This window comes from Vibrio sp. 10N.222.55.C6 (assembly GCF_041473395.1).
Taxonomy (GTDB): Bacteria; Pseudomonadota; Gammaproteobacteria; order Enterobacterales; family Vibrionaceae; genus Vibrio; species Vibrio crassostreae_C.
The window spans coordinates 75,245-98,959 of sequence record NZ_JBFRSD010000003.1 but is presented as its reverse complement, the minus strand read 5'-3'; the positions used below and the strand labels follow the sequence as shown (position 1 = coordinate 98,959).

The following is a 23,715-nucleotide window of genomic DNA, read 5'->3' as shown; positions in this document are numbered from 1 at the left end:
ATTCCACCTAATTTTCCATAAATGGAGACATATTTTGCAAAAATACCATACAACCACAACAACATAAAAACATAAAAAACACCATTCCATATACAGAGTTTTAACTAGCACGTAAACAATGTCCGAGGAGTGAAAATTATCAGTAAAAGGGGTAGCATGAGCCTTGGCATGCAGTAAACGTTTGCTTGAGGGTCAATCAAACTCACTGTATTTGGAGAGCATAGTTTCGAGGTAAATACTTTGTGCGTGGTTCATACGATCTTGCCATGCAATTGTGACAGTAATGCTTTTTAATGCGCTAGACAGAGCACCGTTTGCATTAGTCACTTCACAAGTCATGGCATAGGCAGACCCCGACAAACCGGATAAAGGATCTGAACTTGCTGTGTTGAGACAATGACTCGCCTGATTTAGTTCTGAAAAAGGAATTAAACCTACCGCCCCACTCGCATTAGACGCCCGAGTTCGATAATACTCCATCTGCCTTTCAGCAAAATGCAGCGCCTCTACGCTGTGGAGCGCAAAATCCGATTTTTGTTCAGCGTAGACCTGTAATTTAACCAGCCCTAGTGAGGCAACGCCAATCAACAGAAAAGAGATAAGAACCTCTATCAAGCTAAAACCTGAGTTCTTAGAAATCATTCCATGATCCTCGCTTCCACTTCGCTTTTAAAGGAGTGCTATGAGGGTTGTATTCACCGGTATAATCCAAATTGATTGAACCCTGAATTGTCGATAACCCACCAACGGAATCAAAGAACATCCCTCCTTTAGGGAAAAAAGAAGCAAATCCAATATAAACCGAATTACTCTGTACTAAATCAGTAATAGGAATTGTATCTGGAACTTTAGCCCACAAACCACTCAGTAGGTCGGTATCAGTATCGGGAGAGTTAGTGTTATCGAATACGGTCATATCATTTAGATGATAAAAAGCCCCGTCAAATACGCTCGCGTTACCATTCGCAACGATGCCGTCCTGAATCACTAAAGAGCGAGGCGTAATAACCCCTGGGATAGGTTCAACTACATTAATCGCAGGTGAATAAACGACGCAATCACCTATAACCCATACCTTATTCTCCCCACTTGAAAAGGCATCATTAATGGCTTTGCTACACTTATTTCCTTCATATTCACCATCAACCAAGTCAATATGCTTAGGGGGGACAACTGTCCGATCAATAAGGTCTATAACATGATAATCAAGCTTAATTTGGTCAATGTTCTCTGACGTCTTTGGCACGCCAAAATAATTAGAGAACGTATCGATATCCGGATCGAATTTGAAATCTGATTGAAAAGAGTTTGAAGGCAGCGCCCCAACGGAGTCGATGGTTGCATCATTGCTAATATTGGTGGTTTGTTGGCAAGACTCAAACGTAGAAAAAGGAGGTGACTCTGGAGTAATGGTCTTCAAACGTCCTCCTCCCTTTTGCTTATAGATAACACTATCTAAAAATCGAACCGATACACACTCGTTAATACCATCAACAGCAGTAAGAGCAATATCAGGATTAATATCGATATTGTGATCAGAAATAAATTCTAAACTCGAATTGGTTTGCATTACTCCTAATCCCGAAGCGTCTACAAAACTAATCTCTTTGTTCAGCGATAAAGACTCAGAACTCGACACCAATATATTTGGCGTGAGTGCTTCTGATCCCAACGTAACGACTTTCGACTGCTGACAATAATCCATTAAATCATTGGGAATAGCTGTCAGATCATTTTCAGCGATGTAAGTGAAGCCACACTCCAAGCCTCCTTCCGATCGCCAGTGTTCTTGTCTGCCCTGCACTTCATTCTGTGCGACTTTAATTTGATGGAATACACTGCGATACGTGCCTAATGTCACCACTAAAGCACCAATTAAAAGCACTGACGTAATCAATAACGTCACCACACCACGCTGCTTTTTAAATATCATCATTGCCAGTTCCTCTGCTTAACGGAAACCGAAACAGATTTGGAAACACCTGCGGTTGGGATTGACGCTGTAATACTGATATCAGTGAGCGTGCTCTTGATAGAATTCTGCTCCAATACTTGGGAATTAATGCTGAACTCATCAACATCAATGAGGTTGTCATCGAACAGTGAGTAACATCCAGTAACCTCATGAAATGTAGGAATTGCCTCCGATACAGTGGTGCCCTTCTCACATATTTGCAGTTTGGTTCCATTTTTTCTGTAAACGATATTTCGATGTTCTTTACTTGCGCTTGAGCCCTCTCGGAAGTAAACAAAACCCACCGCCACACCGCCACTCACTTGGATGGTGTTACTCGCGCCAGACAACTTGATTGAGTAACCGTTTGAACCATCGTAACCCGCTCGTTGGATATCCTCTTTCATGACCTGCATGGTGCTGGTTAGATTTTGTAGCAGCAATAATTCAATGCCTTTGTCTTTGGCAATTCTCTGCCCTGTTATAAAGACACTGCCAATAATAGAAATCGCGAACACACCAATCACAGAGGCCACCATCAATTCAATCAGTGATGTTCCTCGTTGCTTGTTAGGCGCTGCCACTATCGGCTTAACACGCATAATAGCCATACTGAGCGCTCGATTCGCCGCATACCTTAATTCGTCCTGGCGGGCTAGATAGCTTGATCAAAAGTCGATCAGTGGAAGTACCATTAGGGAATAGATAAATTGTCCCCCTGGAAGGCCTTCCTCTAACACTCTCAAAGCTGATTCTTGCGCCGGTGTAGTTATGGGAAAACGAGACATCTCGAAACGGTTCGCCTGACAACATCAGTAACGTTTCACCAGAAAGGTCTTCAGTAGGCTTTAACCTTACAGTCCACTCTCCGGTTGATTGCACCTCATTTTTATCCATAGAGAAATGTACCCACAGATCTTGATTCCTTTTGACCGATTCAGACTTGGCCTGAATGAGAAAACCATTCAACTCTCCGGCGAGTCGCTGCATCTTGACGGTTTCAGTAACCGAACTAAAACTCGGGGCAGCCGTCGCTATCAGTATCGACAGTACCGATACCGTTACTAACAGCTCTAATAAAGTAAACCCGCGAGTCATTTCCCAAATTCCTATGTAACTCAATGCGCAACTGCATTTAATCTTGCACCGATGCTACCACCAGAGAAAAATGGGCAGAGATATGAAAGGAAACTACTCGCGATGATTCGAAGAAATATATGCAACAACAACAACTTAAGCATTAGAGGAATGACATTGATCGAATTATTGATCGCTGTCGCCATCGTGGGGATACTCGGCGCCATTGCGTATCCAAGTTATACCAACCATGTTATCAAGGCACATCGAGTTACAGCGATGGCCGACTTAACCAAGATGCAACTGGAGATAGAAACTCTATACACAGGGAACTATGCGTCGGCAGCGGAGAATATTATTTCAGGAGGGACATGCTTGTTTTGCGATACCGATACTAGCCGATACACGCTAGCGATCTCTGCGAGTAGCACCACCTATTCAATTCAAGCGGAACCGCTTTCGCAGCAAGTAAATGATGAATGTTTTGACTCGAATACCGATAAGTTGGAATTGCACCACTCGGGCATTTCGGAGCCAGAAACGTGTTGGAAGTAACAAGAGCAACCACCAAAGGGCTCTAGAATTTATCTGATAAATCTCGACTCTTTCTTCTCGAGCTTCTTTTCCCCTGATCTACAGATACAAAAAAGCCTGCTAAACGAGCAGGCTTTTCCAACTTTATCAATAACTTAAATCATTAAAAACTCAAGGCATCAATAACCTAAGACATCAATAAATTGATTACTTAGTTAGGTCATCGAAGAAGTTTTTAACGCCGCTAAAGAAACCTTCAGACTTTGGCTTATGCTTGCTTGCCGCTTCACCACAACATGTTTCTTCGAATTCGCGCAGTAATTCTTTCTGGCGAGCGCTTAGCTTAACTGGAGTCTCAACCACTAGCTTAACGATTAGATCACCCACACCGCCACCACGAACGCCTTTCACGCCCTTGCCACGCATACGGAACATACGGCCCGTTTGTGTCTCTTCTGGTACCTTAAGGTTTACACGACCATCCAGTGTTGGAACTTCAACTTCACCGCCTAGAGCAGCCATAGAGAAGCTTACTGGTACTTCGCAGTAAAGGTTGTTGCCGTCACGTTCGAAGATGTTGTGCTCTTTTACGTGTACTTGTACGTACAGATCGCCAGCTGGAGCGCCTTGCTCTCCCGCTTCGCCTTCGCCTGATAGACGAATACGATCGCCAGTATCAACACCAGCAGGGATCTTAACGTTAAGTGTTTTCGTCTTCTGTTTGCGACCTTGACCATGACATGAGTTACATGGGTCTTTGATGATCTTGCCTTTACCGTTACAAGTAGGACAAGTCTGTTGAACCGCAAAGAAACCTTGGCGCATTTGTACTTGGCCGTGGCCATGACAAGTGCCACACGTTTGTGCAGAAGAACCCGCTTTCGCGCCGCTGCCGTCACAAGTATCACACTCTACAAGTGTTGGTACTTCGATTTCTTTAGAAACACCACGAACCGCTTCTTCTAGAGAAAGTTCCATGTTGTAACGTAGATCTGAACCACGTTGTGCACGCTGTTGACCGCCACCACGACGACCGCCGCCGAAGATGTCGCCAAATACGTCACCGAAGATATCGCCGAAGTCACCTTGGCCACCGCCGCCGAAACCGCCGCCGCCGCCCATGCCACCTTGTTCAAAGGCTGCATGACCGTATTGGTCGTAAGCTGCTTTCTTTTGAGAATCGGTTAGGATCTCGTACGCTACTTTTACTTCTTTAAACTTATCTGCTGCGGTCTCATCACCCTGGTTACGGTCCGGGTGGAATTTCATCGCTAAGCGTTTGTACGCTTTTTTAATATCGCGCTCTGATGCATCGCGGCTTACGCCTAATACTTCGTAAAAATCACGTTTTGACATGTTCTAGGTCACCAAAATAATTGCTACTACCGAATGATCACTTCAGTAGTCTGTGTATCAATCTAGATAAAAGTTCTGCCGGCTGAAATGCCGAATAAAGCTATTATCTAGATCGACAAGTCTAAATACAAATTTACGGGCGTGAGAGTTACCTCTGACGCCCGCAATAATAAGTCTTTGAGACAAATTTCTAAGCAGATAGCTTGAGTCCTAAGTGGAAGCGCGGAGCCTACGTTAGTAGGTGGACACTTCCGATAACGAAATCAGGCTACTCTGCGACGAAATTATTTTTTGTCTTCTTTAACTTCTTCAAACTCAGCGTCTACAACATCGTCGTCTTGCTTAGGTTGTTCACCAGCGTCAGCACCAGCTTGTTCAGCTTGAGCTTTCTGTTGAGCAATTTCCATTAGCTTTTGAGCTGCTTGCATCAGTTCTTGAACTTTAGCGTCGATAGCTTCTTTATCGTTACCAGACTTAACTTCTTCTAGTGCAGTGATAGCCGCTTCGATTTTAGCTTTCTCGTCTGCAGGTAGAGCTTCACCAGCTTCTTCTACTTGCTTCTTAGTGCCGTGAATCATTTGGTCAGCTTGGTTACGTGCAGTTACTAGCTCTTCGAACTTTTTGTCCGCTTCTTTGTTAGCTTCTGCTTCTTGTACCATTGCTTCGATCTCTTCCTCAGACAGGCCGCCTGATGCTTGGATAGTGATCTTCTGCTCTTTACCTGTTGCTTTATCTTTAGCAGATACGTTCAGGATACCATCAGCATCTAGGTCGAATGTTACTTCGATTTGTGGCATGCCACGTGGTGCTGGTTGGATACCTTCTAGGTTGAACTGACCAAGAGACTTGTTGTAAGTCGCTTGCTTACGCTCACCTTGAAGAACGTGGATAGTTACTGCGTTTTGGTTGTCTTCAGCTGTAGAGAACACTTGATCCGCTTTAGTAGGGATAGTTGTGTTTTTCTCGATAAGCTTAGTCATCACGCCACCCATCGTTTCGATACCGAAAGATAGAGGAGTAACGTCTAGTAGTAGAACGTCTTTAACGTCACCCGCTAGTACACCACCTTGAACAGCAGCACCCATTGCAACAGCTTCGTCAGGGTTCACGTCTTTACGTGGCTCTTTACCGAAGAATTCAGTTACTTTAGCTTGAACCATAGGCATACGAGTTTGACCACCAACTAGGATAACGTCAGTGATTTCGCCTACAGATAGGTCAGCATCCGCTAGAGCAACTTTTAGTGGCTCAAGAGAACGTTGAACTAGGTCTTCAACTAGAGACTCAAGCTTCGCACGAGTCACTTTGATGTTCATGTGCTTAGGACCAGTCGCATCAGCAGTAACGTAAGGTAGGTTTACGTCAGTTTGAGTAGTAGAAGAAAGCTCGATTTTCGCTTTTTCTGCTGCTTCTTTAACACGCTGCATTGCTAGTGGATCAGCTTTAAGGTCGATACCTTGCTCTTTCTTGAACTCATCTACTAGGTAGTTGATCATGCGGTTATCGAAATCTTCACCACCAAGGTGAGTGTCACCGTTAGTTGAAAGAACTTCGAAAGTCTTCTCGCCTTCTACTTCATCGATTTCGATGATAGAGATATCGAATGTACCACCACCAAGGTCGTATACAGCGATAGTGCGATCACCACCTTGCTTGTCTAGGCCGTAAGCTAGAGCAGCAGCAGTTGGTTCGTTGATGATACGTTTAACATCTAGACCAGCGATACGGCCAGCATCTTTCGTTGCTTGACGTTGAGCATCGTTGAAGTAAGCAGGAACAGTTACTACTGCGCCAGTTACTTCTTCGCCTAGGAAGTCTTCAGCTGTTTTCTTCATTTTCTTAAGAACTTCAGCAGATACTTGAGGAGCAGCCATTTTTTGGCCTTGCGCTTCAACCCATGCATCACCGTTGTCAGCCTTAACAATGTTGAAAGGCATGATTTCGATATCGCGTTGAACTTCTTCATCTTCAAAACGACGACCGATTAGACGCTTAATTGCGTATAGCGTGTTTTGAGGGTTAGTAACTGCTTGACGTTTCGCAGGTTGACCAACTAGCGTCTCGCCGTCAGTGTATGCGATTACCGATGCTGTTGTGCGTTCGCCTTCAGCATTTTCTAGTACGCGTGGTTTGTCGCCGTCTAAAACAGCAACACAAGAGTTAGTAGTACCTAAATCAATACCAATGATTCGACCCATCAGGCTATCTCCGAAATATAATCTATATTAGTTTTTTGCTATACCCACATATGTGGGGGGCGGTAATCAGGGATTCAACCCTAATACACAAAATTTAAGTGCAAATGTAATTTGCTTTCGTATGCACCATAGATAAGGGCTGCAAACTGGTTTTCAAGGGAATAAGTAAAAAAAATCTATTTTTTCCCGTATCTTTTTACATAAAGGTAAAAAGTGACCGATCCCTTGCCAATTAAGGCTCCAATGTTGAGAAACTCTCGCATTTGTCGCCACATTGAAACCTCAACCCTATTCCAGATGCCATAAAAAAAGACCTTCATGTGGAAGGTCTTTTTCAAATAGATATTAATCAGTTAAATATTGTTCAAATGGTGACTGATTCAGCCATATTATTGGTTGAGCACTAACTGGTAGAAGCTCGCTTGAGTGTAATCACCCGCTTCCATACCACGCCATTCACAGGCTGAGCTCGACTTCTTAGTGTTGCATTGATTGTATGCGCCCGCCTTGAAGTACATCCAGTCCTGTCCATAACCAAGGTCGATATCATGCCCCTGATACTTACCCTTAGCCAAATCAACATCATACGTCTTCACAATAGGATCGGCTGAGTTTGGATTCTTAGTAAAGGTTAAGTGCATGATGTTATCTTTGATATTCACATCGTATGAGAACACTTCACCTAGCTTGATGCCATCAGCAGGGTCCGAGCTGCCTTTTTTCAGATTGTATTGACCAAATACATCATGGCGAATGTCTTTACGAAGTTTCTTTCCGTTTTCATCCTTCGCGTTTTTCATCTCTGTCGGCGGGTTTAACTCATAGTTCCACGTTAACGAACCATGCTCATGTTCTGGCAACTTGCGGTAAACAATTTTCAGAGGTTCATTATCCGACCCATGGATTTGACCAATAACCACAGAGAATGCACCGGTTTTCTTATAATTACCGCTGGTGCTCACCTGATCAACAGAAAGTGTTGCCGTCATCTGGCCACCGATAGAGCCAAACTCTTCCGCGTTCTTATGGCTTGAAATCGCGAAGTTGTTGCTCGGCGCAGAGTAGCTATCCGCTAGCATCGCTCTTAGCTCACTACGCGTGTTTTTACTGTTTGGCGTCGTTGGAGCTGTATTCGGAGCCACAAACACCATCGCACCAGATTCGGCATCCGTGTAGAACCATTTAGGGTGAACGTAAGGCGTGTCTACATTCGACAGTTCCTTTTTACCAATCTCCAGCGTTTTACCTTTTCTAGACCCTTCAGTCGTCAGCTCCGGTAAGTTAATTTTCCATTTAGATAAATCGAAGTTTTGTGCTGGTGCTTTTGCAGGGTCAAGATTGAACTGTTGACCAATATCGTGATTAGAAGCAAGAGCGGGAGCGGCTAAAAGGCTGGCAGTCAGTAGGCTAAGGTAAGACAGCTTCATTATTGGGTTTCCTTTATGTCGTCATAATGTAGGTTGTCAGAACAATATAATAATATTGTATTATTATATGTGATCTATATTAAAGATTGAAAACTGATGACCCATTCAGCGCGAGTAAAAAGAAAAAATGAGACTTCGCACCAACATAGCCCCCTCTTTTAACTCAGCAGCAGACAGCCCAAAGTACCCAACAGCAGAAATAAAAAAGCCCCGCTCTGGTTGAGCGGGGCTTCGCAGTTATTGAGTCTTAATTAAGAATTAAGCTTCTGCTTTTTGCAGCTCAGCTTCTTCGTTAGCTTCAACGCCAATTTCGTTTTCAGATTTAGCAACGATAGTGTTCACCGCTGTGTCACCCACTACGTTTGAAGAAGTACAGAACATGTCACAGATACGGTCAACAGCAGCAACAATCGCTAGACCTTCTGGTGGTAAACCTAGTTGGTGCAATAGAACACCGACCATCACAACACCGCCACCAGGAACACCACCAGCACCGATAGACAGTAGCAGGATAGTTAGACCAAGAGTGAAGATATCAGCAGTGTTGATTGGCTGACCAAATGCGTTTGCTACGAACATAGTTGCTAGTGCGATGTAGATAGATACACCAGACATGTTCATGGTTGCACCTAGTGGTACACCGAAACCTGCTACTGACTTAGATACGTTTAGTTTGTCAGTAAGAGTACGCATTGTTACTGGGATTGTTGCATTCGAACTTGCTGTAGATAGTGAGAATAGAACTTGCTCACGAGTTGCACGTAGGAACTGCTTTGGAGAAATACCAGTGAACGAACCAACCATCATTGGGTAGAAGAAGAAAATCCAGAACACAAGCATTGCAACCACAAGCGCCACATAGCCAGCAACTGACATTAGCGTGTCTGCATCCAGTGTTGCGCCCAGTTGAATCATCAGAGCAAATACACCGTATGGCGCCAAGCTCATTACTAGGCCGATAAGCTTCATCATGATTTCGTTAGCCATCTTGAATGTCTTGATAGCTGGGCCACCACGAGAATCAAGCGCTTGAATAGCAAGACCTGTCAAAATTGCCATGAAGATAATTTGTAGCATGTCGCCGCTTGCGAACGCTTCTACAGGGTTGCTAGGAACGATGTTAACAACAAGAGAGAAGATATCTGGTGTTTCAGTTGTTGTAAGCGCAATTGTCTCAGAAACCGTACCCGCAAGGTTCGCACCTGCACCTGGTTGGAAAATAAGACCAATCGTTAGCGCTGCTGAAATCGCGATGATGGTGTTAATAATGTAAAGACCAAAGGTTTTACCACCAAGACGGCCAAATGAACGAATATCTTTTAGCTCAACAATACCGCAAACAATAGATACGTATACAAGAGGAACTACAAGCAATTTGATAAGTGATACAAACATACCACCAGCACCTTCGGCAGCGCCAAGTAGATACGTATCAAAAATAGCAATACCGCTGAATAGGTACTGAATAGCAGTACCAATAAGTAGACCGGCGAACAAGCCTACAAAAATTTTACTTGAGAGCGATTTATCCATCGTTCTTCTCCAGTTTGTTGTGTTTAAAATTTGTACTTTTATAGTTATATATGCGACCAAAATCGCTATATGGCAGTGGATTTTACATATAAAGATAACAATTAAAAGTATTTATTTACAAAAACATCACAAATGTGACATCAAAACATTTACTCAATCACAACAAGTTTCATAACACAAAACTCTAAATCGCTGATCTGAATGAAATAAAAAGAACGACATTCTTAATGCGGTTTTGATGCTTATTTACGTGGACTCTCAAGTTATAGGCACAAAAAAAGAGAGGCCTATGCCTCTCTTTTTATTTTACGTAAACCAGTGATTTATTTTGTCGCTGCTACTAATTCAGTCAATGCGCCAGTCAACCACTTGGTAACGTAATACGTCATTACTTAGCAACCATAACCATCGCTGGGCGAACCACACGACCGTTTAGTTCGTAGCCTTTTTGCATCACAAACATAACCGTGTTTGATTCGTGATCTGGGCTTTCTTGAATAGACATCGCTTGGTGGAATTCAGGGTTGAACGCTTCACCTTCAGGGTTGATCTCTTTAAGACCAAACTTAGCAACTGTGTCTACGAACGTTTTGTGCGTTAGCTCAACACCTTCATACAGTGGCTTAACCACTTCGTTTTCAGCGTCTGCTGCTTGCATTGCACGCTCTAGGTTGTCGATTACAGGAAGCAGACCTTCAGCAAACTTGTTCAAAGCGAATTTACGCGCTTTATCAATTTCTTGTTCGCTACGGCGACGCATGTTTTCAACTTCAGCTTTCGCGCGAAGAACAGAATCTTGCTGCTCTTTCACTTTAGATTCACTAGAAAGCAGTGCAGCTTCCAGTTGAGCGATTTTTGCTTCCTGCTCATCAGCAGCGTCTTCATTCAGTTCAGCTTCTTCAACTTTCTCAGCTTCAGCAATGATCTGATCTAGTTCTTCTTCGGTTACTTTGTTTTCTTCGTTGCTCATGATATCTCCAGAATTCGTTTTCAATGCCAGTGACAGGCGTGTTTGCGCCTCAAATTGATATAAAACACTCGCATAGACGTTCAACTTGCCTTTATTATGGGGATGAAGAATTTTGATTCAAGCCTAATTCGTTTGGAAACGTTATGAAAAAGCCATTTGAAGTCATCGCAATTATTGGTAAACCTCGAGATCAGCAAGCAATTCAGACTCATAGAGAGCTCTATCAGTGGTTAAGTACTGAGGGTTATCAAGTGTTTGTTGATGATAGGCTCTCCAGCATTTTGGACGATATCCCACAAGAACATTTTTCTAGCCTGATTGAATTGGGTAAACGTGCCGATCTCGCAATTGTTGTGGGTGGTGATGGAAATATGCTCGGTGCGGCTAGAATTTTGTCACGTTTCGACATTTCAGTGATAGGTGTTAACCGAGGTAATCTTGGTTTCCTAACCGATCTCAACCCTGAAAACTTCCAGAGCGCGCTGACTGATGTGCTTAAGGGAGAGTTCATGGAAGAAGAACGCTTCTTACTTGAAACTGAAATTCATCGTCACGGCCAGATAAAAAGCCACAATGCAGCCCTTAATGAGGCTGTACTGCACCCCGGCCAAGTCGCGCACATGATCGAGTTCGAAGTGTATATCGATGACAGCTTCGCCTTCTCACAGCGCTCTGATGGCTTGATCGTCTCAACACCGACAGGTTCTACCGCTTATTCGCTTTCTGGCGGCGGCCCTATCCTGTCATCAAGCCTAAATGCGATCTCACTAGTGCCAATGTTCCCGCACACCCTTTCAAGCCGCCCACTTGTGGTGGATGGAAAGCGTCGTATCAAGCTTATCGTATCGCCTGATAACCGCGGTACACAGGAAGTTAGCTGCGATGGCCAAATCTCGCTACCGGTTTCTCCTGGCGATGAGATCCATATTTACCAAAGCCCGAATGTACTCAAGCTGATCCACCCTAAAGACTACAACTACTACCATGTTCTACGTAACAAACTAGGCTGGTCGAGTAAGCTGTTCTAAAAGAATAAACGCTCCAGTGGTAACCGAAAATTTGAAAGGCTGACGACATTCGTCAGCCTTTTTTATTACCAGTAAAAAGCCCGCCAACTCTCTCTTCGTCTCAATGATTCACACCGTCATTCCCAAGAGGGAGGAACGACTGAATTGGGAATCTATATTGCTTTCAGTAATCTACAGACAACCTCAATTCTGAGATCGGTCACAAAAAATTTTCACCTGTCGACTTTACTGTATAAAGAAACAGTATATACTGATCTTATATACAGTATTGTTCAGTTATACAGGTAAATAAAAATGCTGGCTCATCTAAGTGTTAATAATTTCGCTATTGTTAAGTCTTTACAGCTAGAACTCTCTAAAGGCATGACAACAATCACCGGTGAAACAGGTGCGGGTAAATCTATCGCTATCGATGCTTTAGGCTTATGTCTTGGAGGAAGATCAGATGCAGGAATGGTTCGACAAGGTGAAGAGAAAACCGAAGTCAGTGCCGCTTTTTTACTTGAGAACAATCTGCATGCTACCCGCTGGTTAGAAGACAACGAATTGCTTGATGGCAGTGAATGCATCTTGCGCAGAACCATCTCAAAAGAAGGTCGCTCTCGCGCATTCATTAACGGCAGTCCTGTCCCTCTTTCACAATTGAAATCGCTTGGGCAGCTGTTGATCAACATTCATGGTCAACATGCGCACCATCAGTTGATGAAAAGCGATTACCAAATGGCCATGCTTGATCAATACGCAGGCCACTTGAACCTGTTGAAATCGACACGTAACGCTTACCAAGCCTGGCGACAAGCCGATAACCACTTAAAAGAGTTACGTGAAAATAGCCAGCAAAACCAAGCTCAAAAACAACTTCTTGAATACCAAATCAAAGAGTTAAATGAGCTGTCTATTGGGGAGGAAGAATATGAAGACCTCGAACAAGAGCATAAGCGCCTCTCCAATAGCGGAGAATTGGCCACAACCTGTCAGCAAGCTATCGAGCTTATTTATGAAGGCGAAGAAGTTAATGCGCTTGGTATTCTGCAATCGGCCAATCACTCCCTGATTCAGTTAGCTGAGCTTGATGAAAGATTGGCTGAATTGCCGAGCTTACTGTCTGAAGCCATTATCCAGATTGAAGAGACCAATAACGAATTAAGAACCTACCTAGACAGCATTGATGTCGATCCGGGTCGTATGGCTTACGTTGAAGAGCGTTTCTCTAAAGTGATGTCTATGTCTCGTAAGCACCACGTGTTACCAGAAGAGCTTTATAAGCACCATCAAGACTTATTACAACAAGTTGAAGCGCTTGATTGCTCTGATGAAAAGTTGGAAGAATTAGCAAACGAAGTAGAAAACCAATACCAATCGTTCGTTGCTAAATCAGAGAAGCTTCATAAATCTCGAACTCGTTATGCAAAAGAGCTCAACAAACTAATCACGCAAAGCATGCACGAACTGAGCATGGAAAAAGCGCAATTTGCCATTGAAGTGAACAACACCAACACGCACCCTTCCCCATTGGGTATGGATAACGTGACCTTCATTGTTTCGACCAACCCTGGCCAACCAATGCAGCCAATTGCCAAAGTAGCTTCTGGTGGTGAGTTATCACGAATCTCACTAGCGATTCAGGTGATAACAGCTCAAAAAGTGGATACACCAAGCCTTATTTTCGATGAAGTCGATGTGGGTATCAGTGGACCAACGGCTGCGGTTGTCGGAAAAATGCTACGTAAGCTGGGCGAATCTACGCAGGTGATGTGTGTGACTCACTTACCTCAAGTTGCCGGTTGCGGTCACCAACAGCTATTTGTTGCGAAGAACACGAAATCGGGAAAAACAGAGACCCAAATGCACACGCTTGATGAACAACAACGCGTTTCAGAGCTTGCTCGACTGCTTGGTGGTAGCCAGATTACCGAATCGACGCTTGCCAACGCAAAAGAGTTATTAATCGCAGCTTAGGTTACATATTCAGCAACTTTCTGATAATTTACCGAAAAATCTTGGCAATTTTGCAACTTAATTCAAAATTGCCAGTCATAACAAGCTCAAAGCGCAAGGAGCTTTTTACTTCTTGCTGGAGCTTGTTTATTATCAGGCAGTATTTTAGCGAAGAAAGATCTCAAACTATGCGAATTAAAAAGTGGTTAGTTGCAGTTCCACTTGCACTAACAATGTTGACCGGTTGCTCTCTACTAGAGAAGTTGGTTTATCGAATTGACATCAATCAGGGTAACTATGTTGAACAAGAAGCTGTCGATCAGCTCAAGTTTGGCATGACAAAAACACAAGTTCGTTACGTTATGGGCTCACCTATGCTTATCGAAAATGGCTACCCAGATACGTGGTACTACATTTACCACCACACAAAAGGCCATGAAGACTCGATTCAAAAAAATCTTGTTGTTAACTTTGATGCAACGGGCACCTTAGTGACGATCAATGGTGATTTTGAAGCCAGTGATGAATTCTTCGAAAGCCTTCGCTAGCTTTCCAGTCAACAAAGCTCTCGGCCGATAAAGCTATCAGTCGACAAAACTATCCGTCGACAAAGCAAGAATCGCAAAAGCCTGCTCACATGAGCAGGCTTTTTAATATCTGCTAACAAATTAGCTGCGTTGTCTAACCAACAGGTACAAAAAAGCTCGCCAATATAGCGAGCTCTCTTCTTAGTCAAACTGGTTTAGCATTACGATTTAGCCGCTGCTGCTTTCGCTTGCTCGGCACGCTTACGGCGAATCTCTTTTGGATCGGCTAACAGTGCACGGTAGATTTCGATACGGTCTTTATCACGAACCGTCGCATCTAGCTTAACGTTACGGCTGAACACGCCAACCTTATTTTTCGCTAAGTCGATTTCTGGATACAGTTCCAAAACACCAGACTGCGCAATAATCTCTTCCACAGTCGCGTTTTTGTTCACCACCAAGGTAAACACACGCTGTTCGTGCGGAAGCGCAAACACAACCTCTACGTGGATCATATCTGATTCAATAGTCATGGCTTAGTAAACCTGTTTCGCTCGTTGAGTAAAAGCACTGACCATATTGCTTGTCAGTTCATTGAAAATCTTGCCAAATGCCATTTCAATCATTCGACTAGAAAATTCAAACTCTAGTTTAAGTTCAACCTTACATGCTTGGTCGTCTAGAGGAGTGAAATACCAGCCCCCCTCCAGCTTCTTAAACGGGCCATCTACCAGCTCCATTAAAATTTCAGCACCATCCGCCATTCGATTCGACGTAGTGAATGTTTTACTGATACCAGCTTTAGAGACATCAACCGAAGCCACCATCGCGGAATCTGAAGATTCGATCACACGAGAACCAGAACATCCTGGCAAAAACTCAGGATAACGAGCAACATCATTGACCAAGCTGAACATCTGGTCGGCACTAAAAGACACTAATGCTGAACGAGTAACCTTTGGCATATAGACTCCTGTTAAAGACAGCGTTACATTAACACAAACTGCAATTTTAATTGTATTGGGCCAGAGCGCAAATAAAAAGGATTCCCCATCTAGGGCGCATTCCGTATAATGAGGCCATTATGGCAAAGAATAAATCAAAATCAAAAGCCGGTAGTAATACCATTGCGCTTAATAAGAAAGCTCGCCACGAATATTTCATCGATGATGAGATAGAAGCGGGGCTTGAGCTACAAGGCTGGGAAGTAAAATCCCTACGTGAAGGCAAAACCAATATCGCAGAAAGCTACGTATACATCCGAGATGGCGAAGCATTCATCAGTGGTATGACGATTACTCCGCTAACTCAAGCGAGTACTCATATCGTGGCGAACCCAACACGTATCCGTAAACTATTAATGTCGAGAAAAGAACTCGACAACCTTATCGGTCGTATTAACCGTGAAGGCATGACGCTTGTCGCAACCGCACTTTACTGGTCTCGCTCTTGGGCGAAGATTAAAGTTGGCGTAGCGAAAGGTAAAAAGCTGCACGATAAACGTACTGATATGAAAGAAAAAGATTGGGCGAGAGATAAAGCACGAATTATGAAGAGTAATTTGCGTTAATTTTAAGCACTTAAACGCACAGTGCTAGACAGGGTAAGCTTTTCTGGTACTATGCAAATAACACTTGGGGCTGATTTAGGATTCGACAGGAATTTTGAAGTCTGAGGTGCATGCCGTGGGGCGGTTGGCCACGTTAAAAGCCGCAAAAAAATAGTCGCAAACGACGAAAACTACGCACTAGCAGCTTAATAACCTGCTCAGAGCTCTCTTACCCTAGCTTCCGCTCGTAAGACGGGGACCAATAAGAGATCAAACCCAAACTAGCTAGCGCGGATTCTCCCACCTGAGAGGAAAAGCGCGAATTATAATTCAGGTTAGCCTTTAACTAGCGTGTCGGTTCGCAGGTTGCTGGTGAAATTAAAGATCGACTAAGCATGTAGTACCAATGATGAATGATTTTTGGACGCGGGTTCAACTCCCGCCAGCTCCACCAAACGTTTGGAAAGGGCCAACTCGAAAGAGTTGGCCCTTTTTTTATCTTTATTTTACTTGCCATAATATGAAAAATCACATTATTAACAATGAGTTACCATTAGCACATCAATAGTAAAACCAGACACTCAATAAAAAACCACACATCCCATTGCTGAAATATGTGGCTGTTTAGATCTGTTCTGCTACGAACTTAGATAAGTTTAGGGGTTACTCCATATCACCTAACAAGTAATCTTCATCGCTGCTCACTACTGCGCCGTGCTTCAAGAAGTTCTTACCTAGGATCATGCTGTATTCGAAGCGAGAGCGGTCTTGAAGGTTTACCCTTACTTCTTTCTCTAGGTCTCCGAGCTTAACCTTCATTTCTACCACAGGGCGAATGTTCACCTTCTCGCCTTTCTTGGCTTTGATACGCATTACATCAATCACTGGCTTGGTGAAATCTTGCTTATCGCCTTGGTTGTTTTGATAGGTAAAGCTCACCATGTCTTGGCCATCTTTCTTAAATCGTTTGATGTTGACTGCGTTCATTGAGCTTACATCCGCACCAGTGTCGAGCTTGGCCGGGAACTTCATGCCGTTCACTTCTACTACTTCAATATGCCCAACTTTAAACAGTGGTTCGGCTTTCAGAAGGTAATCAGAACGCGTATTAACGTAAACGCCCTCTTTTGCCATCTTCTTGCCTAAAATAAAGTACGCTTCTTTCTCATTTGTATTGAGCACGTCGATGGCGAACTCTTGCGTACGCACTTTTCCAGACACCGCAAACTCACCACTTACAACCGGACGAGTATCATCCCCGACTTTAAGCTTCTTAATAATTGGCTTGGTCACCTTCTGCTTCTCACCATTTACATCCGTAAGATAAAATTCAACGGAAGCATCTTTGCCTTTACCTGTCATTTCAAAACTGTCGACCTTCAGCAAAGGCGTATTGACAGTGAAAGAAGCCACAGCCTTAAGCGGGAAATCATCTAGGGTGATGTCCTCTTCCGGAGAGATAATCATAGGCTCACCAGACTCAGCCACATCACTAAAGTTCTCTGAACCTTCTAATAAAATATTCTCAGCACTGGTGTCAATCATGAAGAGTTCGCTGGCGGTGTTGGTTCCAAATCTCAACTGCGACTCACTACTCGAGCGCTCACGTAGGTACACCAGAACGTCTTTAGTCGTGTTTTCATCGAGTTGAACAGGCACATACACCAAAGGTCTCTTCTTACCGCTCACGCTTAACATACGAACCAACGGCAATGTCATCTCTTTTTGCTTGCCGTCGTTGTCGAACATATCAAACGTCACTTCTTTGTTCTTTTTGTCTATGTCGATGTCTTTTGCATGCAAAATGCTGTAGCGGTTCTTTAAAGAGAAGGTCGCATTCATCGCCATTCCCGAGATAGAAACCACCTCTTTACGGCCAACCACTGTTGCATTCTCTTGCTCTTGCAAGTAGTCATAACCTGCAAACACCAATGCGTTATCTGCAAGGAAGGTTTTGCCGATCAATACTGGCGCAGAGAAATAACTTCTGTCGGTCAGGTTAACGTCTGTTTTTAGCTCTTGGTCTGCAATGGTGAGCGACATTTTTACGGTAGGACGAAGTAAAGGCGTGCTGCTGGTGCGGCTGCGTATCATGCTGACACGCTCTAAAGGCGCTTCGATTAATACCATGTCTCCCGTACGCGGGTTTTGAACCTTAAAAGAGACCACAGCCTCATATTTCGCAAAGGTACTGCCATCCCAATCATCGTAATCAACATCGGAATTATTCAACAGGTCTTCGGTTATTGCTGCCATCAACTCTTTGTCTTTGAGGTTTTTGTAGTCGGCATTCGTGCTCTTCACATGAATGTCTTCCGCATGCATAGAAGTGGTTTCTGCACCGGTATCAATTTTACCAATGAAAGGAACGTCTTTAAGCCCTTGAACACTAGAGAGGTACACGTTCTCAGTACGGCCTAATACCGCCTTACCATCGAGTTCGTAAGTCGGGTTTTGAGTGGTAGGTGAAGTATCAGTAGCCAAAGTATATTGTGAAAAAAGTAGAGTGCTTAAAAGAGTTAGAGCCAAAGGTATCTTTTTCATTAGTTGGTCCGTTGTGATCAGTTCACTAATAATACTGGCGATTCGGCAAAGAGTTCCCCCACCAGCAATGGTTCTCACAAAACGTTAACGCTATGAGTTTTTCAATGACAAACCGATGACTTTGCGCTGCATTCGCTTATCGATTATTGACTAATGGATACCCAATAACCTTTTCAATACGTGGTGTTCTATTGAAGAAATGAATACAAAAAAGGCCAACGACGAGCGCTGACCTTAGCTATTCAAAACACACCTGAAGCGAGTTTAACTTGCTAAAACACAAACGGTTCTAGATAAACATAGCACTAAAAAGTCCCGACTGTTTTCTTTGCACAGATAGCTCGAGCTTTTTCTGCGTCCTCACCTTTATTTTTGAGATAGCACTGTCGATAAGATTTGACGTAGCGCTCAAATAACACCTCGGCTTCAGGTTGTGGTTTAGAGAGCAGTTGGTTAACGAACTTTCTTGATCCAACCTCAAAATGCTGAGTATCGATTGGGCTATTCCAATCCCCTCCCCAGATCATAAATCCGTGATGGGCAAACAGCTCCACCACATCTTCAGCCATGCCGCGGCGTTCAATTTCATCACGAGCACGAAAACGAGTACGGTTCACATAACGAGTCGCAGATTGTGAAGGCTTTACCGTGATTCTTCCGTTGCTATCAAACTCTAAGAAAGGGTTTTGAACTGGGTTGATGTCGATTGCCACACCATAGGCATGTTTCGACCAACCTCCTCCGCCTGTAATAGGACGAGCGTTAAAGGCGCTGCTGTTGTTCGCATCCATTGAGGCGCTATCATCACCTCTGAATTCACGCATTAGGCGAGCGGAATGAAGAGGAAAATTGCGCTGTTTGAGCTCTGAAAAGATTTGTTCAACAGCAGGCGCAATAACATCAAGCACGATCATATTGCCCTGTTGCGTTTCCCCTTTGAAACTAATGAAATCGAAATCCACTTTGGATAGTCGCTCACAACCAACGGGCGCACCACTACTCAAGACATTGTTCTTTTTCATCATGTCGCATTGCCATTGAGATATAGGAGCGACTTGGGCATAACTCACTGCACTGAGCACAGTGGCCAGCAAGCCGACAATAAAACGTTTCATATCAAAGACTCAAAAATAGTAAGAGTGAAAAGTAGCAGAGTTGGAAAATAACATATTAAGCCAAGTTGAGCGCCCGCTTTGTTAGCGCGTTTTATCCCAATAGACAATCTCTCGAATTCGTCCATTCTGGTCGACATCCGCTTCTCCACCAACATCAGAAGGCTCAGGTAAGGTCGATAATTGCGGAGCGTAATAGGCAACCAACATAAGTACGAACGCATCGTAAATATCGTCTATCGCGGCGTCTTTACGTTTGGTATTTGAAATGGCCAACGACAAGCGGTCACACCATTGAGGGGATAGCTGCTGAATAATAGAAAGCCGTTCCTCTTTGCCTTCTTGCGTTCGTTTTGAAAACGTCAGCGGTTCGTCTTTCAATGCTGCAAACACCACTTCAGGATGTGATTCCCTGATAGAAAGATTGGGATGAGTTTCAATGAGCTCATCAAGCTCGCGAATCTTGGGCACAATTCCCCAAGTCTGTTTAGAAAACTTCTTATCAAGCTGCTCCACATTGGCACTGCACGCCGCAATGTAATCGGTTTGGTAAACCGCCTCACGACACGGAACCGGAAACACCGAAGAACCACGTTTGCTGGTTAGAAAACGCCTTGCTGCTTTGTCACACAAGCGATCTGGAGTTTGTGCATCACTAAAACCAATAGGCATATCGATAAGCGCCGTTGAACCGATAAGATCACTCGCTAGCTCATCGAGGGTGTTTACCACTTTAAACGCAGGTATCTCATTGTCAGAGACAATCCAAGCGATCCAACCCGACTTGCAGCCATCAATTCCGATGTATTTCATTATGTTCTCGATGATTAGTTTGTTGAGGGTTATTTGGGATAACTAGCCCACTTAATGATCAGTGCCACTCACTAATCAGCAGTCTGCTTTTTACACCACGTACCTGCAAGCCCATTGCATCGAACACCTCTTCAAAGTCTCGACACTGCGCAGGGATGTTAGGTAACGAAAGCGCGGCTTCTGAAAAGAATTGTTGTTCAAAATGAGCCGAATCGTTCCAAGCGAGTTGCCACCACTCTAGAATCCTCGACTTAGACGAGCGCAGCTTTTCAGCCGTAGGAACTTTATCACTTTTACTTAAGTTCTCTTTGCTTGTAGTAGGAAAGAGGTTCCACTTATCGTTGTTTGGCCAGTAAGCGAAAGGCAAACAGTGATCAACGTGATACTCATTTTTTAATGATTTTCCACTCCACACGCTGACAATGTCGGCACGATCAGATCTAAGTTGCTCGACACGTTTACGCACATCGCGAGTATCATGGTTTTGATCGATCCATACCAAGCAGTCGTGATAAGTCTGTAGTGAAATGCTTCGCTGTCGGTTCAACTCGAAACGCTGCATCTCCATGACCCATTGATTCACCACCAGCGGTTCAATCCACGAGTGGTAGATTCTAAAGCACTCCCACAGGCTTTCATCGAGAGTAAAATAACCAAAACTTTCTAAGAACTCACTATCAATGACCAGTGATTCTCGGCTCTTCCGTCGTTTGTGAGGTGGGTATATATCGAATAGTCGGTTGTCTTTCGAGCCTTGATAAATGAAAGTCACAGGTCCTGATTTAATGGTACTGATCGTTTGTGAAAATAGCTTTTGTAGAGCCTTGGCTTCATCGCCGAGAAACATAGCGCCTATCGCTAGATCATCAGCTCTTAAGTGTTTGAGTTTATTCCAACCATCCTCTTTTACAAACCCAAGTCCCTTCGTTGTGTTGCTATTTTGCTGAATCCCAGCGCCTTCTATGTCGATATCAATCAGTCGCTTAAACTGCCTAACCCAATACAGAGCAACCAAGCCCACTGGTAGAGAAATTTTCCCATCAGTTCGATCAATCACAGCGCCTGAATGCGCATCAGCAATTCTCAGTAGAGTTCTCAACAAAGCCAACTTGTATGTGGCCGACTTGTTGTCATTCACAATAATGTGGCGCACCTTGTTCAAGTCACCGGAGCCATCGTCTGGTAGTGTCATCACCACGGTTTGCCACCACACCTCACTGCGGTTCAATGTATCTTGGCTATCATCAACATGACGAACCAACAAGGCGCTGTTTTTTGATAAACGCTCGAGCTCTTCAACCGAGACTTCATAGCCTTGTCGACTGTCTTGAAACTCCCCATGACGCAGAGTGATCACCAACTTGCCATTTGGAGCTAGCAAGTTAGACAACTTTCTAAATGCGCGCTCTCGATGAGACGGAGCGAGATGCATCCAAACCGCACTGACCAATATCAAGTCAAAACGCATTCCGAGGTTTTCAGTGCGGCTAAGCGAGGGAAGTGAATCATCAATCCAGGTAACACTTGGACCTGTATATTTCGAGCCTTGTTCGCGTAATGAAGCACTTGGTTCTATCGCAATAACATCAGATCCGGCCTTGTGCATCCATAGCGCATCACGACCGCATCCAGCACCGACATCGAGTACTTTATCGCCCACTAAAGGCCAATAAGCTTGCCAGCTTTTATGCACCGTCTCGAAGGTCACTGAGTTGTACTGCTGGCAAAGTGTGTGAGCATTTTTATCGTAAAAAGGAATCGATGAGGACATATGCGCTATTGGAGTAAGGAGTCTATCTCAATAGTAATGGGGAGCTTAGGCGATTGCTAGCAGCTCATGTAAGTTCAGCCACACCAATCAGCATTTATCGTTAGTGACTGTTTTATATCAATATCCACCTAATGAGTTCATCAGGCGAGTCACACCTCGAATTGATCTCGTCAGAAAAACAAAAACAAACAAGGTGCAAGCTGACGTGCGAACAGAGATAATTGTTTGAAGATGATTAACTCGCCTCAAGCACCTAGCCGATAAAGACTAATGAACACATACTCACACATAGACACCCCGTTCAACCTGCGCCACACCTGTTGGTTTTGTGGTGAGCCTTCCAGTAACCTTGTTGAATTTCCTAAGACAGCGCAGGCAGTTGCCAAGATTGGCCATTCACCGATAGCACTGCCGGCTTGTAATGAGTGTGCGAGAATTAACTATTCAAAGAATCTGACCTCAATTTGGTCTGTGCGCGATCAGATAAAACACACTCTGATAGACAAGTACGCTAAGCACCTTGGCATCGGTGAGAACTGGACGGAGCAAGAGCTTATTGATTCTGATTTCTCGGGTTCGACGCTCGGTGGGTTTGGGCGCAGCGCTTGGAAGATGTATCAAATCGCCAAGCAACGCGTCGATTATAAAGGCTGGCCTTTGTCGGTTGATGACATCCCACTTGAGGTATACGACGAAACCAGTGGCTTTGAGTTTGACGGTACTCGTTATGCCTCAATCAATTCATGTATCGACTATTTCACCAAGGCAGCAGGCGTAGACAAAGAGCTGTTGTCGCAGCTTGTCGACATCGTTTCATCAGAAAGGTTTAGCTACGCACTGCGAATCGCCAAGCTGAACAAGAATGTCTCTAATACCAAGCGCTCGGAGATCGTCGAAGAGGTGCTGCAACAGGAGTCTGAACAAGAAGAGATACTGCTTGAGCAAGCTAATTCAATGTTTAACCCAAACGTCGAAGAGGTGAATATTTCAGGCTCAATAGCGCCTGTGTTTGCTATTCAGTGGGCCCTGGCTAACAAGGTTAAAGATTTAGCCCACCTTTGTGCTCTCGAAGATGAGTATTTTGACTATTTCGAGCACCTCGGCGGCCCTGCCGCTTTCATGTCTTATAACGGCCTACAACTCTACTTAGAATCGCGTCAAGATCCGGAATGGGTAGAAAAATCGGATCCAAATAAACAGTATTGGTGATCATGAGCCATTACTGGTGAACACGTGTAAACTCGATAACTGTGTCAAACATCCATTGTTAGTCCTTGTTTTATATAAAGATCTAAAAATAGCCCCCTATCACAGTTAATTGTTGCAATTCGGTTAAATAGAGTGAAGACTTCAAGCATCTAAAACTATTTAATCACTGCCATCT

The 23,715-nt window shown here is 44.0% G+C and carries 21 protein-coding genes and 1 other RNA gene; 7 read left to right on the top strand and 15 right to left on the bottom strand.

All coding sequences use genetic code 11. The features are described from left to right. Positions 1-192 precede the first annotated feature (192 nt). Genes AB4486_RS04165 through AB4486_RS04150 form a run of 4 tightly spaced genes read right to left on the bottom strand, consistent with a single transcriptional unit; the run spans position 193 to position 3,052 of the window. A complete protein-coding gene (locus AB4486_RS04165) occupies positions 193-642 on the bottom strand; it encodes a prepilin-type N-terminal cleavage/methylation domain-containing protein (protein WP_017062783.1) in 450 nt (149 codons plus the stop codon). Further along, positions 632-1,936, bottom strand: a complete 1,305-nt coding sequence (locus AB4486_RS04160; RefSeq protein ID WP_017062784.1) for a hypothetical protein — start codon at positions 1,934-1,936, stop codon at positions 632-634. Before AB4486_RS04160 ends, AB4486_RS04165 begins: the two co-directional genes overlap by 11 nt. Further along, the gene (locus tag AB4486_RS04155; RefSeq protein WP_372116549.1) at positions 1,933-2,565 is read right to left on the bottom strand and encodes a PilW family protein; all 633 of its coding nucleotides are present in this window, start codon (positions 2,563-2,565) and stop codon (positions 1,933-1,935) included. The genes AB4486_RS04160 and AB4486_RS04155 overlap by 4 nt, the downstream gene beginning before the upstream one ends. After that, positions 2,546-3,052 (bottom strand): GspH/FimT family pseudopilin, encoded by a 507-nt coding sequence (locus AB4486_RS04150; protein WP_372116547.1) that lies wholly within the window; start codon positions 3,050-3,052, stop codon positions 2,546-2,548. The genes AB4486_RS04155 and AB4486_RS04150 overlap by 20 nt, the downstream gene beginning before the upstream one ends. Positions 3,053-3,154: 102 nt before the next feature. Here AB4486_RS04150 and AB4486_RS04145 point away from each other — a divergent pair, with 102 nt between their 5' ends. Beyond that, positions 3,155-3,586 carry a type IV pilin protein gene (locus AB4486_RS04145; protein ID WP_102320238.1) on the top strand — a complete coding sequence of 144 codons (432 nt, stop codon included), beginning with the start codon at positions 3,155-3,157 and terminating at the stop codon, positions 3,584-3,586. Positions 3,587-3,772: 186 nt separating this feature from the next. Here AB4486_RS04145 and dnaJ read toward each other — a convergent pair whose 3' ends face one another. The 5 genes from dnaJ to grpE form a co-directional block, all read right to left on the bottom strand. Continuing rightward, positions 3,773-4,921: a molecular chaperone DnaJ gene (gene dnaJ, locus AB4486_RS04140; RefSeq protein WP_081231169.1), complete on the bottom strand. Its 1,149-nt coding sequence runs from the start codon at positions 4,919-4,921 to the stop codon at positions 3,773-3,775. A 284-nt stretch (positions 4,922-5,205) separates the two neighbouring features. Further along, positions 5,206-7,119: a molecular chaperone DnaK gene (gene dnaK, locus AB4486_RS04135; RefSeq protein WP_017059868.1), complete on the bottom strand. Its 1,914-nt coding sequence runs from the start codon at positions 7,117-7,119 to the stop codon at positions 5,206-5,208. 389 nt (positions 7,120-7,508) lie between these two features. Beyond that, on the bottom strand, positions 7,509-8,546 hold the full coding sequence (locus tag AB4486_RS04130) for a polysaccharide lyase family 7 protein (RefSeq protein WP_017059866.1): 1,038 nt from the start codon (positions 8,544-8,546) through the stop codon (positions 7,509-7,511). Positions 8,547-8,804: 258 nt separating this feature from the next. Further along, a complete protein-coding gene (locus tag AB4486_RS04125) occupies positions 8,805-10,079 on the bottom strand; it encodes a dicarboxylate/amino acid:cation symporter (RefSeq protein WP_019823920.1) in 1,275 nt (424 codons plus the stop codon). A gap of 388 nt (positions 10,080-10,467) precedes the next feature. Beyond that, complete coding sequence (grpE, locus tag AB4486_RS04120; protein WP_102393637.1) at positions 10,468-11,049, bottom strand: nucleotide exchange factor GrpE; 582 nt, start codon at positions 11,047-11,049, stop codon at positions 10,468-10,470. 143 nt (positions 11,050-11,192) lie between these two features. Between grpE and nadK the strand changes: the two genes are divergently transcribed. The 3 genes from nadK to bamE all read left to right on the top strand — a co-directional run bounded on the left by nadK (position 11,193) and on the right by bamE (position 14,563). Beyond that, entirely contained in the window at positions 11,193-12,077 is an 885-nt protein-coding gene (nadK, locus tag AB4486_RS04115; protein WP_004735161.1) for an NAD(+) kinase, read from the top strand. A gap of 294 nt (positions 12,078-12,371) precedes the next feature. After that, positions 12,372-14,036 (top strand): DNA repair protein RecN, encoded by a 1,665-nt coding sequence (gene recN / locus AB4486_RS04110; protein WP_017110247.1) that lies wholly within the window; start codon positions 12,372-12,374, stop codon positions 14,034-14,036. A 167-nt stretch (positions 14,037-14,203) separates the two neighbouring features. Then, the gene (bamE, locus tag AB4486_RS04105) at positions 14,204-14,563 is read left to right on the top strand and encodes an outer membrane protein assembly factor BamE (RefSeq protein WP_010438918.1); all 360 of its coding nucleotides are present in this window, start codon (positions 14,204-14,206) and stop codon (positions 14,561-14,563) included. Between the two features lie 200 nt (positions 14,564-14,763). On the opposite strand, the gene AB4486_RS04100 is transcribed toward bamE, so the two are convergent. Both AB4486_RS04100 and AB4486_RS04095 read right to left on the bottom strand, forming a co-directional pair. Then, positions 14,764-15,075, bottom strand: coding sequence for an RnfH family protein (locus AB4486_RS04100; RefSeq protein WP_004735158.1), 312 nt, complete (start codon positions 15,073-15,075; stop codon positions 14,764-14,766). A gap of 3 nt (positions 15,076-15,078) precedes the next feature. Next, positions 15,079-15,507 carry an SRPBCC family protein gene (locus tag AB4486_RS04095; RefSeq protein ID WP_010438915.1) on the bottom strand — a complete coding sequence of 143 codons (429 nt, stop codon included), beginning with the start codon at positions 15,505-15,507 and terminating at the stop codon, positions 15,079-15,081. A 119-nt stretch (positions 15,508-15,626) separates the two neighbouring features. Between AB4486_RS04095 and smpB the strand changes: the two genes are divergently transcribed. Both smpB and ssrA read left to right on the top strand, forming a co-directional pair. Continuing rightward, complete coding sequence (gene smpB / locus AB4486_RS04090; protein WP_004735156.1) at positions 15,627-16,112, top strand: SsrA-binding protein SmpB; 486 nt, start codon at positions 15,627-15,629, stop codon at positions 16,110-16,112. 66 nt (positions 16,113-16,178) lie between these two features. Continuing rightward, positions 16,179-16,545: a transfer-messenger RNA gene (ssrA, locus tag AB4486_RS04085) on the top strand. A gap of 209 nt (positions 16,546-16,754) precedes the next feature. Here ssrA and AB4486_RS04080 read toward each other — a convergent pair. From AB4486_RS04080 to AB4486_RS04065, 4 genes are all read right to left on the bottom strand, one after another. After that, on the bottom strand, positions 16,755-18,635 hold the full coding sequence (locus AB4486_RS04080) for an ATP-dependent zinc protease (protein WP_372116544.1): 1,881 nt from the start codon (positions 18,633-18,635) through the stop codon (positions 16,755-16,757). A 305-nt stretch (positions 18,636-18,940) separates the two neighbouring features. Continuing rightward, positions 18,941-19,750 (bottom strand): M15 family metallopeptidase, encoded by an 810-nt coding sequence (locus AB4486_RS04075; RefSeq protein WP_136979526.1) that lies wholly within the window; start codon positions 19,748-19,750, stop codon positions 18,941-18,943. An 81-nt stretch (positions 19,751-19,831) separates the two neighbouring features. Beyond that, a complete protein-coding gene (locus tag AB4486_RS04070; RefSeq protein WP_102333732.1) occupies positions 19,832-20,560 on the bottom strand; it encodes a DUF429 domain-containing protein in 729 nt (242 codons plus the stop codon). A 58-nt stretch (positions 20,561-20,618) separates the two neighbouring features. Next, positions 20,619-22,331, bottom strand: a complete 1,713-nt coding sequence (locus AB4486_RS04065; RefSeq protein WP_102333731.1) for a bifunctional 2-polyprenyl-6-hydroxyphenol methylase/3-demethylubiquinol 3-O-methyltransferase UbiG — start codon at positions 22,329-22,331, stop codon at positions 20,619-20,621. A 270-nt stretch (positions 22,332-22,601) separates the two neighbouring features. Between AB4486_RS04065 and AB4486_RS04060 the strand changes: the two genes are divergently transcribed. After that, complete coding sequence (locus AB4486_RS04060) at positions 22,602-23,540, top strand: hypothetical protein (RefSeq protein ID WP_102333730.1); 939 nt, start codon at positions 22,602-22,604, stop codon at positions 23,538-23,540. The last annotated feature ends 175 nt before the right edge of the window (positions 23,541-23,715 follow it).

Excerpts from the sequence above, each read along its gene's own strand:
- grpE (WP_102393637.1), bottom strand. The coding sequence starts at position 11,049 with ATGAGCAACGAAGAAAACAAAGTAACCGAAGAAGAACTAGATCAGATC.
- AB4486_RS04125 (WP_019823920.1), bottom strand. The coding sequence starts at position 10,079 with ATGGATAAATCGCTCTCAAGTAAAATTTTTGTAGGCTTGTTCGCCGGT.
- AB4486_RS04075 (WP_136979526.1), bottom strand. The coding sequence starts at position 19,750 with ATGAAACGTTTTATTGTCGGCTTGCTGGCCACTGTGCTCAGTGCAGTG.
- AB4486_RS04100 (WP_004735158.1), bottom strand. The coding sequence starts at position 15,075 with ATGACTATTGAATCAGATATGATCCACGTAGAGGTTGTGTTTGCGCTT.
- AB4486_RS04095 (WP_010438915.1), bottom strand. The coding sequence starts at position 15,507 with ATGCCAAAGGTTACTCGTTCAGCATTAGTGTCTTTTAGTGCCGACCAG.
- AB4486_RS04130 (WP_017059866.1), bottom strand. The coding sequence starts at position 8,546 with ATGAAGCTGTCTTACCTTAGCCTACTGACTGCCAGCCTTTTAGCCGCT.
- nadK (WP_004735161.1), top strand. The coding sequence starts at position 11,193 with ATGAAAAAGCCATTTGAAGTCATCGCAATTATTGGTAAACCTCGAGAT.
- AB4486_RS04060 (WP_102333730.1), top strand. The coding sequence starts at position 22,602 with ATGAACACATACTCACACATAGACACCCCGTTCAACCTGCGCCACACC.
- bamE (WP_010438918.1), top strand. The coding sequence starts at position 14,204 with ATGCGAATTAAAAAGTGGTTAGTTGCAGTTCCACTTGCACTAACAATG.
- AB4486_RS04160 (WP_017062784.1), bottom strand. The coding sequence starts at position 1,936 with ATGATGATATTTAAAAAGCAGCGTGGTGTGGTGACGTTATTGATTACG.
- dnaK (WP_017059868.1), bottom strand. The coding sequence starts at position 7,119 with ATGGGTCGAATCATTGGTATTGATTTAGGTACTACTAACTCTTGTGTT.
- AB4486_RS04155 (WP_372116549.1), bottom strand. The coding sequence starts at position 2,565 with ATGGCTATTATGCGTGTTAAGCCGATAGTGGCAGCGCCTAACAAGCAA.
- AB4486_RS04165 (WP_017062783.1), bottom strand. The coding sequence starts at position 642 with ATGATTTCTAAGAACTCAGGTTTTAGCTTGATAGAGGTTCTTATCTCT.
- smpB (WP_004735156.1), top strand. The coding sequence starts at position 15,627 with ATGGCAAAGAATAAATCAAAATCAAAAGCCGGTAGTAATACCATTGCG.
- AB4486_RS04080 (WP_372116544.1), bottom strand. The coding sequence starts at position 18,635 with ATGAAAAAGATACCTTTGGCTCTAACTCTTTTAAGCACTCTACTTTTT.
- AB4486_RS04065 (WP_102333731.1), bottom strand. The coding sequence starts at position 22,331 with ATGTCCTCATCGATTCCTTTTTACGATAAAAATGCTCACACACTTTGC.
- dnaJ (WP_081231169.1), bottom strand. The coding sequence starts at position 4,921 with ATGTCAAAACGTGATTTTTACGAAGTATTAGGCGTAAGCCGCGATGCA.
- AB4486_RS04070 (WP_102333732.1), bottom strand. The coding sequence starts at position 20,560 with ATGAAATACATCGGAATTGATGGCTGCAAGTCGGGTTGGATCGCTTGG.
- recN (WP_017110247.1), top strand. The coding sequence starts at position 12,372 with ATGCTGGCTCATCTAAGTGTTAATAATTTCGCTATTGTTAAGTCTTTA.
- AB4486_RS04150 (WP_372116547.1), bottom strand. The coding sequence starts at position 3,052 with ATGACTCGCGGGTTTACTTTATTAGAGCTGTTAGTAACGGTATCGGTA.
- AB4486_RS04145 (WP_102320238.1), top strand. The coding sequence starts at position 3,155 with ATGATTCGAAGAAATATATGCAACAACAACAACTTAAGCATTAGAGGA.